This window comes from Brenneria sp. hezel4-2-4, assembly GCF_013155275.1.
In the GTDB taxonomy this organism is placed as follows: Bacteria; Pseudomonadota; Gammaproteobacteria; order Enterobacterales; family Enterobacteriaceae; genus Brenneria.
The window spans coordinates 58,236-74,920 of sequence record NZ_JABJXS010000016.1 but is presented as its reverse complement, the minus strand read 5'-3'; the positions used below and the strand labels follow the sequence as shown (position 1 = coordinate 74,920).

General features: G+C 59.0%; 11 protein-coding genes and 1 pseudogene. All 12 read right to left on the bottom strand.

The genetic code is table 11. The features are described 5' to 3' along the window. Positions 1 to 124, bottom strand: a pseudogene (locus tag HOY33_RS19365) (type VI secretion system tube protein Hcp); the annotation flags it as partial. A 110-nt stretch (positions 125 to 234) separates the two neighbouring features. Continuing rightward, a complete protein-coding gene (locus tag HOY33_RS19360) occupies positions 235 to 1,608 on the bottom strand; it encodes a tetratricopeptide repeat protein (protein ID WP_172291705.1) in 1,374 nt (457 codons plus the stop codon). A gap of 64 nt (positions 1,609 to 1,672) precedes the next feature. Then, positions 1,673 to 3,103 carry a VasL domain-containing protein gene (locus HOY33_RS19355; protein ID WP_172291701.1) on the bottom strand — a complete coding sequence of 477 codons (1,431 nt, stop codon included), beginning with the start codon at positions 3,101 to 3,103 and terminating at the stop codon, positions 1,673 to 1,675. A 41-nt stretch (positions 3,104 to 3,144) separates the two neighbouring features. Further along, entirely contained in the window at positions 3,145 to 6,648 is a 3,504-nt protein-coding gene (gene tssM / locus HOY33_RS19350; protein ID WP_172291700.1) for a type VI secretion system membrane subunit TssM, read from the bottom strand. A 24-nt stretch (positions 6,649 to 6,672) separates the two neighbouring features. Beyond that, positions 6,673 to 8,082: a type VI secretion system protein TssA gene (gene tssA / locus HOY33_RS19345; protein ID WP_172291699.1), complete on the bottom strand. Its 1,410-nt coding sequence runs from the start codon at positions 8,080 to 8,082 to the stop codon at positions 6,673 to 6,675. Between the two features lie 13 nt (positions 8,083 to 8,095). Further along, entirely contained in the window at positions 8,096 to 8,659 is a 564-nt protein-coding gene (gene vasI, locus HOY33_RS19340; protein WP_172291698.1) for a type VI secretion system-associated protein VasI, read from the bottom strand. Next, a complete protein-coding gene (locus HOY33_RS19335) occupies positions 8,659 to 10,197 on the bottom strand; it encodes a sigma-54-dependent Fis family transcriptional regulator (RefSeq protein ID WP_172291697.1) in 1,539 nt (512 codons plus the stop codon). Before HOY33_RS19335 ends, vasI begins: the two co-directional genes overlap by 1 nt. A gap of 2 nt (positions 10,198 to 10,199) precedes the next feature. Then, positions 10,200 to 12,797, bottom strand: coding sequence for a type VI secretion system ATPase TssH (tssH, locus tag HOY33_RS19330; protein ID WP_172291696.1), 2,598 nt, complete (start codon positions 12,795 to 12,797; stop codon positions 10,200 to 10,202). Between the two features lie 13 nt (positions 12,798 to 12,810). Beyond that, positions 12,811 to 13,587, bottom strand: a complete 777-nt coding sequence (gene icmH, locus HOY33_RS19325; protein WP_172291695.1) for a type IVB secretion system protein IcmH/DotU — start codon at positions 13,585 to 13,587, stop codon at positions 12,811 to 12,813. Positions 13,588 to 13,599: 12 nt separating this feature from the next. Continuing rightward, positions 13,600 to 14,940: a type VI secretion system baseplate subunit TssK gene (gene tssK, locus HOY33_RS19320; RefSeq protein ID WP_172291694.1), complete on the bottom strand. Its 1,341-nt coding sequence runs from the start codon at positions 14,938 to 14,940 to the stop codon at positions 13,600 to 13,602. A gap of 2 nt (positions 14,941 to 14,942) precedes the next feature. After that, positions 14,943 to 15,464 carry a type VI secretion system lipoprotein TssJ gene (tssJ, locus tag HOY33_RS19315; protein ID WP_172291693.1) on the bottom strand — a complete coding sequence of 174 codons (522 nt, stop codon included), beginning with the start codon at positions 15,462 to 15,464 and terminating at the stop codon, positions 14,943 to 14,945. Next, positions 15,464 to 16,684, bottom strand: coding sequence for a type VI secretion system-associated FHA domain protein TagH (tagH, locus tag HOY33_RS19310; protein WP_172291692.1), 1,221 nt, complete (start codon positions 16,682 to 16,684; stop codon positions 15,464 to 15,466). Before tagH ends, tssJ begins: the two co-directional genes overlap by 1 nt. Between the last annotated feature and the right edge of the window lies 1 nt (position 16,685).

Sequence of the window (16,685 nt, the reverse complement as noted above, 5' to 3'; positions counted from 1 at the left end):
GCACCAGCATTTCGTCTTCGTGGCCCTGCACGTAGATGTTGCCGACAGAGTCAGAGGTGAAGGCGCCGGCGGTGATATTGCCCTGAGTTTTCCCTTCGATGCTGATATAACATGGGGTTGGCATGGTGTTGCTCCTTGTTGTTGAACACGTGTTTAACTTCAGTTAGTTGAAATGGTAATCAATTACCGTACATAAAAAATCGCTATCCAGACCTGCTGAAAAACCTTACGCACCTACTCTTCAGGCAGTTGCGTCGCACTTATTTTTTGCTCCCAATACATCGCCAGTTTTTGCGCGTTTTTGATTTCGTCAGGCCGCATCGTGTCTTCAAGATCGTTACGGGCATGGATCGCTTCCGGCATACCCTCAGTCGCCGCCATCGAATACCAGGCATAGGCATGAATACGATTACGGGAAGCGCCCAGGCCGTCTTGACGCATGATCCCCATACGATATTGCGCCATCCGGTTACCGCCGTAGGCCGCCAGCCGGTACTGTTTCAAGGCCTCCGCAAAGTCGGCTTTGCCGCCCTGGCCCCACCTCAGCATTTCGCCATACGCCAGCCGCGCAGCACTGTCCCCCGCCGATGCCGCTTTCGCATACTCCTCACGCGCACGGGTTAACTCATTACGCCTGAACAACCATTCCCCCAGTTCACGCTGGGCGCGAATATAGCCCGCGGAGGACGCCTGTAGCAGATAGCGTTCGCGCTGTTCATTGTCTGTTTGCGCCAGACTGAGCAAATAGTTCGCCTCCCCCGATCCGCCGGCAGCGGCGCGCGCCAGCCAGTCATCCGCCTTTTGTTCATCCTGCGCCAACAATTTGCCTTCCCGGTATGCTTTACCCAGCCACAGTTGCGCCTCGGCCTCGCCCGATAAAGCCGCTTTCCGATACCACTCCAGCGCGTTCCGCCCTTCGTCATGCTCAGCCATCCACAACTGGGCCTGTGGCTGACCCAACGCCGCCGCGCGAAAATACCAACGCTCGGCCAGATCGCGGCGTATGACCACGCCTTTCCCTTGTTCATAGCGTTGCGCCAGTTGGTATTGCGCATCCCGATTACCCAACTCCGCCGCTTTCCTCAACCAGCTTACCGACGCGGCCTCACCGCCCGAATGCGCGGCATGCCACTGGGCGACCACCAACTGTGCCGGGGCATAATCATTCGACGCCGCCGTTTCAAAGGCATCAATACATCCTGTTACCAGTTTGCCCTGATTCTGCGCCTGGCAATCCATCCCCAGCCGATAGCCCGCCTCGCCATTACCCAGCCGTGAAGATAGCGTCCACCAGCGACGAGCCTGCGGGCTGTTCTTCGGTTCACCCAGCCCGCTCTGATACCAATCTCCCACCTGCAACGCGGCTGCCGCACGGGTTTCCCGGTTAGCGGAGCGTTCTGAGCGTTCCGCCGCTTTCCGCATCCATTGCATGGCATCGGTATACTGTGAGCGAGCGGCCAGTTGCCTAGCCAATTGGTATTGCGCCTCGCCATTTCCCCGATTGGCCGCCATCAGCAGATCCGGTTCGGACATTGAAGAAACCGGCGTCTGGCACGACGCCAGCCAGCATGCCGACAGAGCTATCAATAATTTTTTATATTTCATCATGTTATTGCTGTTAGCCATTATTTATCGCCGTGGTTGCGGAAATATCGGATGTCTGAATTCGCCCTCAGTCAACGGTGTCTGCCTGCTGCAATCGATAAAGGCGAACAGTGAACGAACGCAGTTCATCTTCCATCGCGCGCAGTTCCGCCGATGTCGGCGCGTGACTGGTCGATTTGCGCGCCTCCAGGGCGCGCAGACGAATACTGAACGGCACATCCGACATAAGATCTTTCTGCATATCGTAGAGTTTTGACTTCAGATACGAGAGGGTGACCGTGCGGCGCTGACGCTCAAGTTCCAGCAGTTGTTGCAATGTGTCATTGACTTTGGCCTGGGCCTGCTCATAGCCCCCGGCGCTTGGCTTTTCCCCTTGCTGGCGGTCGAGAGCGAGCTGCCACTGGCGCTCCATCTCTTTTACCGCCAGCGAATCCGGGTACAACTGCCGCATGACGCCTTTCAGCCCCTCCCCGTATTGATACAGGTAGAATGGCGATGCATTTTTCACCTGATCCAGTTGGGTCTGATAGCGATTGATCAACTCGCCTTCCATGCCTTGCAATCGCTGTTCGCCCAATACGATGCGCACCCGGCGAATATCGTTATGATCCGGAGCCGCCGGCAGCGCGTAGGCCGGCTGTTGCAGCAGCGCCAACGCCGCCGTTTTCTGTTGCTGCCAATACTGCCAGCCGGTGAATGCCGCCACCGGCAACGCACAACTCAGTAAGCCGGCCGCAAACCACAACCAGGCCGGTTTCTGTTTGCGGTGCGCTTCGATCTTCAGCACCGTGGGTTTTATCTGCCCTTTCTCCCGCCCGACCAGAATACTTCCCGCCGGCAATGCGGGCTGACCGCCGCCGCCCGCGCCTTGCGCCGCCGCGCCGGACTCCATATCCGACTGAAAAAACACCATCGGCGGGATTTGCATATCCTGCTTTTGCAACGTCTGATCGTCGGACACCACCACGATCTCGGTTTCATCGAACAGGTGGGTATAACCCTCGATAAAATGCAGCAGATTTTCCACCCGGGGAATACGGCTTAGCCCCGAGTTGTGCAGCTTTTCACTCATCAACTGCAACGCCCGTTCACAGCGATAGACCAGCCGTTTATGCTCATGGCTGATGGCATACTGACGAATGACGTCGCTGATGCGGGCGATAAACCAGTCCAGCATTTCGATGCGCGCCCGTTCCTGATGGACGGGCGGCCAGAAGTTTTCCCACTGGGTTACGATTAGATTCGCCAGAAACTCGCAGCTTTCGGTAAAGCCATTCAGCCCCGCCAGACGCGAGCGCGCCAGGGTAAAATAGATCGCGGTCTGTAGATCCACCCCCTGTTTTTCAAAAATGGCGGTGGCCAGATCATGCACCTGCCGCCAGTCCACCTCAGGGCGGGAAGCGTGGCTCAATTTATTAATCTCCGCCCGTAACGCTTCATACTCAGGCAGCATCCGCGGATCCCGTCCTACCTTCAGGGCCTGTTGTGCATCTTGCATATCACTTATCCGGCAACGGGGGCGGTTACGCCCCCTCAGGGTTAATAAAGAGAGTCAGGTAACCTGAACTGACTGAACAGGCCGCCAGCAAACGGGTTATGGCTGGCATCGGTATACACGCGATAGGTCATCGCCCCTTGCTCCAGCGAGAAACGCACATCAAAGGTGTTGTCGTTTACCTGCGTCAGTTGATCGTTATTGATCAGACGGAACATCGCCCACGGCCCGTTGAAACTCAGGCTGCGCGGCGAACGTTCGCGATCGTCCGGCACCAGCGTCAGCTTGCTTTCGGCGCCGTCGCGCATGCTGTTCGGCCACACTAAAGGCGTCTTCTGGCGACGGCCGTGGCTGTATTCCAGCAACTGTCCGTCCAGATTCAACACGCTGCGACGTTTATTGGCCGTCAATTCCAGCGGCTCCACCACGAAATGCACTTCCAGACTGCCCTGGGCATTGAACAGGGTTTGGCGGATCCGATTGGCCCGCTCCAACTGTTTCACCAATTCCGCCTGCAACGGCGAGGCGTTATCGCCATCCAGCATGCCGTTTTCCAGCATCGATTTGAGATTGGCCTGATAGAAGCTATCCAGCGTACCGCCGCTCATAAAGAAGCGTTCCATTTCCGACAGCGGGACATCCTTGTCGGACGCTGGATTGAACGGATAGCGATCCGCCAGTTTCTCGTTGAATGGCGTCACCACGTTGTCCAGCCATTCCTGATTCAGCGAAGACATCGCCAGACCGGTCACCAGACTGGCGCTCTCTTCCGCCAGTTGTCCGACCCAACGGTCCAACGGCGCCGGAAGGCCGCGGGCGTACTGCTGCAATGCGAATACCGGATCGGCAAATTTATTACCCTGCCGAACCTGTACCGCTTTCAGCGCCGCCTGCCCCGGATCGGTCGCATTTACAATCTGATCAAGATAGTGGTAAAGATCGGTCAGCTTCTGGTTGACCTCCTGTACCAGCGGCCCTTGCTCTCCGCGGCCGCTCAACGCGGCGTTGATCGTCATAAACGGGCGCCCGATACGGGTATTGATGCCCTGCGCCGTATCGTTATCATCTTCCGCCAGCTTACGAATGCGGGTGTTGTCGCTCACCGTCGTCAGCACGCGCTGGAACGGCTGATCGTTGCCGGTAATATCGGTCAATACATCCAGCGCCTGCTCCGGGCTGTCGAGGGTCTGTACATCAAGGTTAGCGACGACCTTCTGCCACTGATTGATGTAATCCGTGATGTAACGGTCATTCACCTGACGCAAAATCTCCCGCCGATCGGCTTCACTGAACTGCGCGCGCTCACGCTGCCCCAACACCCAGGCATCCAGCGCCGTCAGTTCCAACAGCGCCTTATCCTGTTTGAGGTAATAATCGCTGAAGCCGGGATAGGTCAGCAGACGCGGCACGCTTCCCGTTTTGTCGCTACGCAGGGAAAACACCGGATCAAAGGTTGGCCCGACTTCATCACGGATCGCTAAATCCGGCGGCAGCACCTGTGTCGCTTTCATCACCAGACTCTGGTAGACACGCTGGTACATCGGCAGCTTGCTTAGCTCCCGCTGAGCGCGGACGATCGGGTCGCTAAACGGCGCGAAAGCGTCGATCGCCACGGCGTCCTTGCGCTCACGGGCCTGATGCCAGTCGGTATGCTCAAGCGCATAATCCAAATGCTGCATCAGTTGTTCCTGTACTTTGCCCAGCCCGGGAAACGCCCGTTGCCAGCGCTGTGCCATAAATTGCTCCACCAGCGCCTTGTTACGGCCCGACGCATCATCCAGCATCCGCATCACCCGCAGGATGGTCAGCTTTTGCTCACTGTTGGCCGGCGCCTGATTCAGATCCTCCAGCAGGCCTTGCATTACCGCAGGCAGGAAACGCTGGTTGAGCATTTGCAGATAAGACCCTTCCACATAAGGCCCAATCTTATCGCCCTGATACAGACCGAGATCGGCCAGCAGCGGCGTTCGCTCATGATAATTGCCGAACGATAAGGTGGCGTCGCGAATCAGATTCAGGCGCGGCAACTGCTGATAGCCAAAGCCCGGCTGCCCTACCAACTCATTGGTGCCGATAAATGCCTGCGCCTTGGTCAGCACATTACGTCCCGCTTCCTCATTGACGCGGTAAAAATGATGCCAACCGCCAATCAGCGCCAGACCGGCCGCCGCCATACAAGCGATCCCGATACCAAGCCGACGCCGACGATAAAGGCTGTGCAAACGGTTTTCACCCGCCAGACTGGCTTCCGGGAAAATGACCTCCGGGAACAGGCGCTGTACGAAAAAGGTATTGGATTCGCCGGACATGGCGGCATTGACCGGTTCCGGTAATTGATAACGTCGCGATGCCGACTGGGCGAAGACATCGAAAGGCACGCCCCGCTGATACACGGAACTGGCATAAACGCCGCGCACGATGAACGAACGGTCTTCTCCGCTCGCCAACGTTTCCGTCAGCACGTCCATCACGTAATCTTTCAGCCCGGCCAACTGGCGTACAAAGGCAAACAGCGTATTGCGCACGCCGCGGTCGGATTGGTTCAGCAGCATTTCAGGCAGGTTATCGTTCAGGTGCGTGATCCACTCATCCCAGAAGGCGTCCAACTCTTCCAGCCAACCTTTGCCATGACTGGCCTGCGGCGTAAACGTCACGCCCAGCACCGCCTGACGCGCCTCCCGATTCAGTTGGCGATACATCCTGTCGAATCCGTTCAACATATCCAAATGGGTCAGCGTGATATATATCGGCAGGCGGGTATTGATGGTCACCGCAACGTCCTGCAAGCGGGCGCGCATCACCTGGGCATAGGCTTTACGCTCCGAGACGCTCGCCTGCGCCAGCCACGAAATATCAAGCGTCATCACCAGGCCGTTGAGCGGCTGACGGCGGCGATTCTGGCTCAGCCACTGCAACAGATGTTGCCACAACCGGGCATGGCGATGCCCCGTCGGCTCTTGCTTTTGCTCCGCTTCAGGCTGAGCAAGCAGTTGACCGTCCGGATCCCAGATCACCGCCGACTCTCCGACCCAGCAACCGACCTGCTGATCGCCGGCGAATTCACGCAGCTCCGCATCCAGCTTCGGATTGAGTTTATTCGCCGGATTGGCGCGGTGAATCAGACTGGTTTTACCGCTGCCCGTCAGCCCGATAGTCAGATACCACGGCATGGCGTAAAGCGCTCTTTTACCGAACTGGGTTTGAAAAGCCGCCAGCCAGCGATCGAGAAACGTCTGCTGACTGTCGACATGGATCTGTAGCGGATCCTGTTCGAGGGTTTGCTGTTCATGGCGCTCCGCGCGTAACTGCCGGACGCGACGCCATATCAGCCAGGCGCTATAGGCAAAAGCCAGCCACAGCCAAATCAGGGTGAAGACCACCCGCCCCCAAACGCTCTGCAACGGACGCATGTCGCCAACCGTCAACCGCGGCCCCAGCCACCAGGCCAGCACCAGCGCCACTACCCACAGTATCGCGCCCAGCCATAGCCAGGAGGGTTTCAGTTTCGGCAGTTGCTGCCGCAGAAAGGTAACGATTGTTTTAAACATAAGTGACCATTCACTCCGAATGTCTTATTTTTTGCGGGAAGCGGCCAACCGTTCCAAACGGCCGACCATTCCCGGTTCCCACTGCATCAGGTTCAGTTGTTGGCTTTCCTGCCACAGGTGTTGATAATGCTGTGTCGCCAGGGCTTTCATGCCGTCCTCGGCCAGCAAATCCGCCAGCACCAGTTCGGCATAAAAACGATCGCGAGGCTCTTTCAAACGGCGCATGCGTTCATCCAGCAACGACAACGCCGCCGCCATGCCCTGCTCACTCCGGCAGGCGGCCGCCTCCGTCGCCAGGTCGTCCTGCCGTTCGCCGCCCTCTCGTCCCACCGGGGCGGCGTTCAGCCACTGGCTGCATTTGGCGGTCAGAAACGGCGAACCGTCGCTGAAGGTCAGTTCGCGCAACGCCGGTAAGCGGTTGAGAAAGGCCGACAGTTCTTCGGCGATGGCGCCGGCGACCGGCGCATAACCCAGACGGGTCGCCACCGAGGCCGACAGCATGTGACCGTCAAACCAATAAGGGGCCAACGTCAGACTTTGCTCAATACGCTCCCACAGCCCCAAATCCGCCTGTCCGAGCGCGCTGTGATATTCATCCACCCGATCGGGCGAGACGGGCGCCAGTTGCGTTTTATTGCCGCGTGAGGCAAGCGGAGGCGTGGCGATCCCCGACCAGATGGCATGACGGCGCAAGCGATAGCCCACCGGAGCCTCCGGTTGGCGCTCCACCAGTTCCGCCGCCACCTTCAACTGGGTCTGCCGCCAGCCGCGCTCATCGGCGGTATTAACCTCTATCGCGCAGTCTGAGGCCGAGTCGCCATTGACATCCGGAGTTTCCGTCGTCGCACGGCGACCGGCGGAAGGAGGCGCGGCGGCCTGATCGGCCTGCTCCTGCGCCTGATTACGCTGCCGGGCGCGCTTGAGTCCCTGCACCAGTTCATCCGTCAGATCGGCTTTGTCACTCAGATCGCGCCAGCGATTCGCCACCTGTTCCGCCAGGTGCTGCAACTGCGCCAGCTCAGCCCCGGACGCGCTTTCCGCAATGCGGGGCATGACGCTCTCAAAGCGCCGGATAATCTGAATCATCAGCTTCTGCTTCTGCACCGGGCTGGCAGGCCAGGCCAGCGCCCAGTAGGTCGCCAGCCAGCTATCGAGCAGCATCAACGCCGTAGCACAGGGCGTGGCTTTGGCCGGATGCTGCAAGCACCGCAGCAGTTGCACCAGTACCCGCATATCTTTGGTGCGGCTTTCCAGCAGCGTCAGACAGTGGCCGGCCACCGCATTGAGATCCACCTGGCTGTGAGCCAGCGAACCGAGCTTCACCAGTTCGGTTTCCACCGTCTCCCACAGCGGATCGTCCGCCGCCACCGCAGCGCGCAGAACCTCGTCAGGCAGCGGCGTCAGCAGACGTTTACACCAGGGGTGGGAATGCATATTTATCGCCCCCCTACCAGCGGCACTGCTGGCGCAGCGGCGTCAGCGCCTCGCCCAGTCCGGTGAGATCAATGCGCAGTACGTCGCCGTCCGCGCCGCTCAGAACCAGTTCGCGATGTCCGATCCAGCGCTTTAACGTTTCAATGGCGGGCAGGCCGCGACCGGACTCCAGCAGCAAACCGCGATTGCGCACAAACCAGCCGTCCGATATCGTCATGCCATCCAGCAGCGACGTCACCGTTTCCCCCGCCCAGGGCCGGCTGAGGGTCAGCCTTAACTGCGTGATGCTGCTGGCGCAGCCGATCGCCAGCACATTGCCGTCCGCCAGCGCGCGCGTCAGCGTCAGATCTCCGCTGTCGGCTTCACGGCCGAGTTGGAAAGCGCTCCCCGTCGCAGACGCAGCGTTGTCCGACGGCGAAATGACGCCGGCGCGTCCGGCCTCCCGGCTCAGCGCGTCATAACAGGCCAGACGAACCTCCGGAGAGGTTTCATTGCGGCACTGTTCCCATAGCGATCGCCAGGCGGGATCGGGCGAGGCTGTCGCCGCCAGCAGCAGAGGAACCATGGTCAGGAACATCAGTTCACCTCCAGCTTCTGGCATTTATGATCGAGCGTACGTTTAGGAATATTGAGACTTTCCGCCACCAGCAGACGGTTACCCTGAAACTGGCGCAGGCGGGCTTCAATGACCGCGGCTTCATATTGTTGTGTGGCGATACGCAAATCATAAATATGCTGAAAATCGTTATTGAGCGCGGCAGCCCCGCCATCTACCCGCTCACGCAGCTCCGGCGGTAATGAACTCAGGCACAACGCCTCGCCGTCCGGCGTCTGCGCACAGGCGACTTCCAGCAGATTTTTGAGTTCCCGCACGTTGCCGGGAAAGTCATACCCGAGCAGTTGTTTGAGGAAAGTCCGATGCAATGGCCCGGCGTTTTTCTGCTGCTGACGGGCAAATTCACCGATAAAATGTTCACATAACAGACGAATATCATCCGGGCGTTCGCGCAACGGCGCGACCTGTAGCAGGCACTGGCAGAGCCGATGATAGAGATCCTGCCGGAACACGCCCTCAGAAACCCGCTGTTCCAAAGGGTGATGAGTCGCGGCAATGACCCGGAAATCCGAATGGCTTTCCTTATCAGCCCCCAATGGCCGGAAATTGTGGGTTTCCAATACCCGCAACAGCTTGGCCTGCATGGTTTGCGGCATATCGCCGACTTCATCCAGAAACAGCGTGCCGCCGTTAGCCTGCGCCACCAGCCCAATCTTGTTGTTTTGCGCACCGGAAAACGCCCCTTTCTGATAACCAAAGAGTTCGCTTTCGATCAGGTTATCCGGAATGGCGGCGCAATTAATGGCGACGAACGGCTTATCGGCACGTTCAGAGCACTGATGCAGCAAACGCGCCACCACGTCCTTGCCCGATCCCGTTTCGCCCTGAATCAGCACCGAAAGCCGATGACCCGCCGCCTGATAAATCTGCTGATGCAACGCTTTGATCGCCGCAGACCGGCCGATCAGCGTTTCCTCAACCCGTTTTTCCCGCTCGCGCCGATGCTGCCCTTCATCTTTAATCTGACGCAGTGAATGGCGCAGCGCGGTCTGCTCCCGCTGGATGCGCCCCAGTTCCCGCAGCAACATCAACTGACGGCAAAATATCTGGGCCAGACGTGCGCAATTGCCGTTTTGATGCACCTGCCGCAAGCGATCCGGCGTGTCCAGCAGCGCCAGAACCGCCAGCGGTTTGCCGCTGTCCGACAGCAGCGGCAACGCATGCAACCCGCAGGCGATGCCCGCCGCGACCAGAATCTGGCGAAACTCCCGATGCTCGATGCGGGCGCCGCCATACAGCGAATCCCAGGTGCGCACCTGATTTTTATGCAGCGCATAAGCCAGCGGATGGCTAAAATCATCCACCCCCAGCATCAGCGAGACAGGCGCGTTATGCACCCGTCCGTCACAGACCAGTTGCCTGCCGCTGACGTCCACCATACCCAGCAACACGCCTTGCGGCCGCCAGGCGGCCTGTATCGCATCCAGCAGCCAGCCGCACAGACCGGCCTCATCCTGCTGGCGGGTAAGCGAAAGCGCCAGTTCGAGGGCTTGTTGCATACTCAGCCCTCCACCTCTGTCTGGAACCGGCCTTCTTCTACGCGGAAATGGATGCGGCTGACCGGCTGGCCGGACGACATTCGTTGCAGCAACTGTAGCGATACCGGCGGCAGCAGCGCGCCGTCGATCACCGACTCCAGCATTCGCGCGCCGTTCTCACTACGATTGGCCAACCGCAAAATTTCCTCCGGCACCGTATCGTCAATGACCACCTCGGCGCCAAAGCGCTGTTGCAGCAGAGCAACCAGGCGCGACAGTTTGCCCTGAACGATCGCCACCAGCGTAGCGTGATCCAACGGCAGATAAGGGATCACTTCCATACGGGCCAGCAGCGCGGGCTTGAAAAACGCCGCCAGTTCGGGATAAAGCGCGTCCAGTAGCCTATCCGGCTGCTCGGCATAATTAACGATGGTTTGAAATCCGAGGTTGGAGGTCAGGAAAAACACCACATTGCGGCAGTCGATCGCCCGCCCTTCGCCATCCGCCAGTTCGCCTTTGTCAAACGCCTGATAAAACAGGTTGAGCACGTCCGGGTGCGCTTTTTCCACTTCATCGAGCAACACCACCGAATAGGGTTTCTGCCGGATCGCTTCGGTCAGTACGCCGCCTTCGCCAAATCCGACGTAGCCCGGCGGCGAACCAATCAACCGGGACACGGTATGTTTTTCCTGATATTCGGACATATTGATGGTCGTCAGATAGTTGCGCCCGCCGAACATCAGGTCGGCAATCTGCAACACGGTTTCGGTTTTTCCGACGCCGCTTGGCCCGACTAACAGAAATGCGCCCAGCGGACGGCCGGGACGGCGCAGATCGGCGCGTGCGGTCAGCAGATGTTTATGCAGTTGGGCAATCGCCAACTGCTGGCCCTTTATCGTGTCGCCCAGGTAGTCCGGCAGACAGGTGACCACCTCCAGTTCCCCTTGCGAAATCCGGTTGAGCGGAACCCCCGTCCATTCGGCAATCACCGCCGCAATCTGGTTTTTATCCACGTGCGGCGACACCAGCACCGACGATTGCTGTAGCGACGCCAGTTCGCTCTCGCACGCGGCCAGTTCCGCCGCGGCGGCGTCTGCGTCAAAATCATCAGGCCGCGCCTCATCCAGCAGGGCGGTGCGCAGTTCGATAACGCGCCGTACCTGGGTTGTCTGCCGCTGCCAGTCCGCCTCCAACTGCGCCAGCGCGGCCGTTTCCGTCTCACGGAGATGACGCAGTTCGGCCAGCCGATCCGCCGTATCGCCCAGACCAATGCGCCCCTGGCGCTCAAGTTGCGCGATCTCCATGTCCTGCTGATGCAGGCGGGTTTGCAACTGGCTGACCACGCGCGGCGGCGTGGTGAGATTAATCGCCACCCGGGCGCAGGCGGTATCCAGCACGTCGATCGCCTTGTCGGGTAATTGACGGCCGGAAATATAGCGTGCGGATAGCTGAGCGGCCGCTTGCAGCGCTTCTTCATCAATCAGTACGCCGTGGGCTTTTTCATAAATGCCGCGCAACCCGCGCAGAATGACGGTCGCCTCTTCCGCGTTCGGCTCCCCGACCTTGACCAGTTGAAAACGACGGGACAACGCCGCGTCTTTCTCCACGTATTTTTTGTATTCGCTCCAGGTGGTGGCCGCGATAGTGCGCAACTCGCCACGCGCCAGCGCAGGCTTGAGCAAATTGGAAACGTCCAGACCGCCGGCCTGATTACCGGCGCCGATCAGGGTATGCGCTTCGTCAATAAACAGGATCACCGGACGAGGCGCGGTTTTCACTTCCTGCATGACGCCTTTAAAACGTTTTTCAAACTCCCCTTTGACCGACGCGCCGGCCTGCATCGCTCCCAAATCCAGGGTCAGCAGTTCCACCTCGCGCAATCTTTCCGGCACCAGACCGGCGACAATCCGCAACGCCAGCCCTTCAATCAGCGCACTTTTCCCAACGCCGGCCTCCCCGACCACGATCGGATTGTTTTTACGGCGACGAGAGAGAATGTCGATCATCAGATCGATCTCATGGTCGCGGCACAGCACCGGATCGAGTTGCCCCTGCCGGGCGGCGTCGGTCACATTCTGGGTATAGCGGGAAAGCTGGGTGGCCGCGACGGCCTGTTCCTGTGGCGTTGACCGGGCGACCGCGACCTCGGTTTCGACCGATTCTTTCACCCACTCATCAAACTGCTGACGCAGAAGCTCACGGTTGATTTGCGCCAACGGCCGTGATGCCGCGGCCGACAGGTAGCGGTTCGGCGTCATCAGCAGTACCAGCAACAGCACGCCGCTGCGCAGGCGCGCATGTTGAAACTCGGCGGAAGCCAGCAGCCAGCTGTCCTGCAACCACTCCACCAACAGCGGGGAAAACGAGGGATAACCCGCGTCAAAGCCTTTGTCCACCGAGGACGGCAGCAGCAGAGAGGAAAGATCCTCAACGTCCACCTCCGCACGTTTCAGGATCTGGCGCACGTCACTCAGCGGCGTCTCCAGCATTTTCATCAACAGGTGCTCAATGCGGATTTCCGCGCCCTGATGCTGAATACAGAGTGCCGCCGCTTCTTCCAGCATATGGCGGCACACGGGGTTGAGTCGTTCAACCAGTGTCGGCAATTCAATTCGAATCACGGAATCGCTCCTGTTATTGTAATAATTCTCCCAGCTGACGCAGTACGTCCTGGGTCTGATGAGTGAGCTGGTAGCGATACAGGCCGAATGCCGCGGCCAATACCACGCACATGCCGATAAACAGGCTGCGCAGCGAGATCTGTCTGCGCAGTCGGTAGCGGGAAGCCTGCTGTCCCAGATTGAGGTGGAACACCGTTGGCGGATTGGCCGGTTCAGGACGCAGCGCGGCATGCAGATTCCCCACGATGCGATCGAGCTCCTCACGCCCCTGCGTCATCACCCGGTAGCGTCCTTCAAAACCCAGACACAGGCACAGATAGATAAACTCCAGAATGTCGCGGTAACGTACCGGGTCGTCCAGCAGCTTATCCAGCAACACAAAGACCTTTTCCCCGCCCCAGGTTTCGTTGTGGAAACGGGTTAACAGCGAATGCGCCGACCACATGCTCTGGCCTCCCCATTCACGCCCCATCACGGCTTCATCAATGACGGTGCACAGGATGTAGCGGAACGACAGGATCACGCCATTTTCGTAACCATGAGAATGCAACTCCTGTTCAATCGCCTGGATCTCGGACACCACGCGCTGATAGAGCTCCGCCACGCCGTTATGGGCGGACAGTTGGCGCACCCGGTCCACCATGCCCAACAGCGGCGTGACCGCATCAATCATCGGGTTGATGCTGTGTCCGCGCAGACGAAACCAGTAGTCGGAATCCATATCCAACTGCCGGGCATGGTCGTAAAGCAGGTCGCCCACTTGATCGTTTTTAATGACCTCGATGCTCATCTCTTCCTCTCATTACGACTGGCTGCGGATGGCCCAGAGCTGCATATCCAGCTCCGGGAATTCGCCGGCAATATGGAACGCCAGCGTGTTGCCGGACACCAACGATCGCCAGGCAGGACTTTGACGATCGAGCTGGAAATAGCTGTAGCCGGCGTGATAAGGCAGTTGACGCGGCGCCACCGGCAGCGGCAACAACGGCACGCCCGGCAATTGCAGACTGATCAGCTCGCGGATCTTGTCGCTGGAGGCAATTTTGGTTTGTTGCAGCAACTGTTTACGCAGGTGTTCCTGCGGCATGCGCGCCCGAACCGCCAGCACAAATTCGGCGCTGGTCATCAGTTCGGCATCGCCGACCATGGCCACCATTACGCCATAAGGCTGCTTCTTCAGTTGGATAGAGACCGCGCGCGGCGACAATACCGTGCTCAGCGCCTGACGCAGCGCCATCATCAACGGCTCAAAACTGGCTTGCTGGTGCTCATGGCGGTAAGCCGGAAATTCCGGCGGCAGGCGTGATTCATCGGTAAACGTCATCAGTTCGCCGCACAGTTCCACCAACGCTTCATGCAGCCTCTCGGGGTGCAAGGTGCCAAGACGCGCCAGATGGGAGAGCCTGGGCTGAGCGCGGTTAAGCAGTTGCAGCATCATGAACTCCGCCACATCCGCCACGCCCTGTTGCCCCGGCGTCGCAATGCGCTGGGCCAGACTGCGCGCCCTTTCAGCGACCAGCCCGGCGGATTCCCCCAGAAAACGTTTCAGCGTCGGGATCGCCGTTACACTGATGCTGCACGGCATAAAGTTGGGATCCAGCACCAGCCCGCCGTCCGGCCGTTTATCCAGAATGTTGGCGATCGCCAGCGAGGCATAGGCGCTGCGATCGTCACGGTCGAGCATCAGCCGCAGGCTGACCTTGCCAACCTCCATCGACACCACATCGCCGCCTTCGCTATGCAGATCGCGCACATCATGTCGCTGCGACTGCAAACGACTGGCAATACCTTGTCCCGCTTGCCCGACTTCGCTCACGCCATTCACCGCCAGCGGCAGGGCCAGATAGACTTTCTGATTTGCCAGCGCCACATCGGTGATTTCCAGCGGCTGCGGCAACGCATCGTCGCCGGGAATATTGAAAACCGTACCGTCCGGCATCACTCCGGTGGCGTTGACCAACGCAACACGTCCAAAGTTGAGGTACTCCTCATTGATCGCCAGCGACTGCAAACCATAGAAATAATCGCTAAGCGCGCTGAGGCGGGCATGAAGCGCATAGTCCGTGTGTCTTTGCTGCTGCTGGAAGTGTTGCGGCTTGATAAACAGTCCTTCCCGCCAGATAACCCGATTTCGGCTCGACATGATTATTCTTCTTCTTGGTCTTTTTTGATTTCGACTTCATCCCGGCGCAGATGCACCAGAATCTGGTAGGTACGGCCGGTGTTTTTCAGCTTGATCACCTTGCGCCACTCGGCGCTCTCCGGATCGGCATAACGGGCGATCACCCCAAGGTAGTGAACTTTTTCATCCAGCTTTTCCGGCGGCAGATATTTGAACTGACCCGGCAACAGCGTGTAGTCCTGATGATTGACGTAGTTTTTGGCCAACGCCTTTTCGATATCCGTCGTCACCTGGTCGTAGTCGGTGGCCAGCAGGCGGGAATCCTCCGCCAGCATCACCAGTTGAAATTCGATGGGCGCGGCTTCCCCGCTCTCATTGGGGTTGACGTCAGGTTCGGCCAGCAGGCTCACGCCCGCTGTGGAAGGCTGGTCATCGTTGCTGCCCACCTGAATATCCGGGTTCGCCGCCACCTTAGCCATCTTGCCCAATGTGGCGCACCCCGGCAGCAGCGATATCAGAACGCATAGCCACAGGCCCCTAAGCATTATTGCTGCTCCTGTTGCTGGCGCACCGCGCGGTCATACGCCTGCGCGTACACCTGATGGAACAGCTTCTGGAAACCTTGCTGGCGCGGAGAAGTCAGCTCCCGGTAATAGTGCTGGTACATCTGCCAGGCCCAACCCTCATCGGCGACCTGCCGATCGCCGCTGCGACGATAATGCTCAAAGCGATTAAGCAGCGCAGCCGGAGAAAACGCCTGAAGAATACTTTCCAGCGCCACGGCGATGGCCTGTTGACTCGCCAGATGGTGAATCCGCACGTTGTTCAGCGCTTCCTCCACCGCCGCCGGTGCGGAGAGATGCACCGGACTTTTGCCTTCCGCGAACAGCAGCGACAGCGTATCCGGATAATCCAGCCCCAGGCGCAGCGGGTTATCCTCAATCGGACGCAGATGGGTATCCGCCAGCGCAACCTGCTCGGTTTGCAGCGTCAGCAACCCCTCCACCATGGCGCGCAGACTTTTACCTATTTCTTCCAACATCTCGCGCAGCCGCTGCTCGTCCTCAACCTGAAGCGAAAGCCCCAAGCCGCGCATCAACGGCGTCAGCGTAGTGTTGTCGATGTATCCATCGTCTCCCGGCGTCGTACGCGGGTTATCGATGGTCGGTAATTCCACAAATTTTTGATCCATGGTGTCCTCAGCGGCAGAAAAAGAAGTAAGAGACGTTGACAGCGAATCATCCGTTCGTTCGTTGTCCGATGTCAGCAGGGCGCGACTCTGCTCCTGCTGTAGCGCCCATAATGGGTCATTGACCACAGCGTTCGCGGCCGTATTCTCGACCGGTTGGCGTTGTTCCTCTTCGGACAGCCATCCTCCCAGCACATCGTCGGAGCGTTGCCCCAATACCTGATCGATGTCCGGCTCCGTCGTGGGATCGCCGAAATAAACCCCCAGTCGAAAAGGCCCGATAACCAGTTCGTCTCCGTGCGAAAGCATGACTTTACGGTCCCGCCCAATCGGCGACAGCGCCCCGTTGATAAACGACTGCCCGCTTAAATCACACAGGCAGAAACGGCCATCCAGCATTTCAATGCGCGCATGTTCCGGCAGCACCGCGCCCAGCCGATCCCGCAGTTGCCATTGATCCTTTTCAGAGGCGCCCAACGTGCCGCCGTGCTGATCGAACTGATGCTGCACCTGCGTGTTGATATCCAGTTGTTCACTGTTGAGAACAACCAGCGTAAGGGGATGGATTACGTTCACA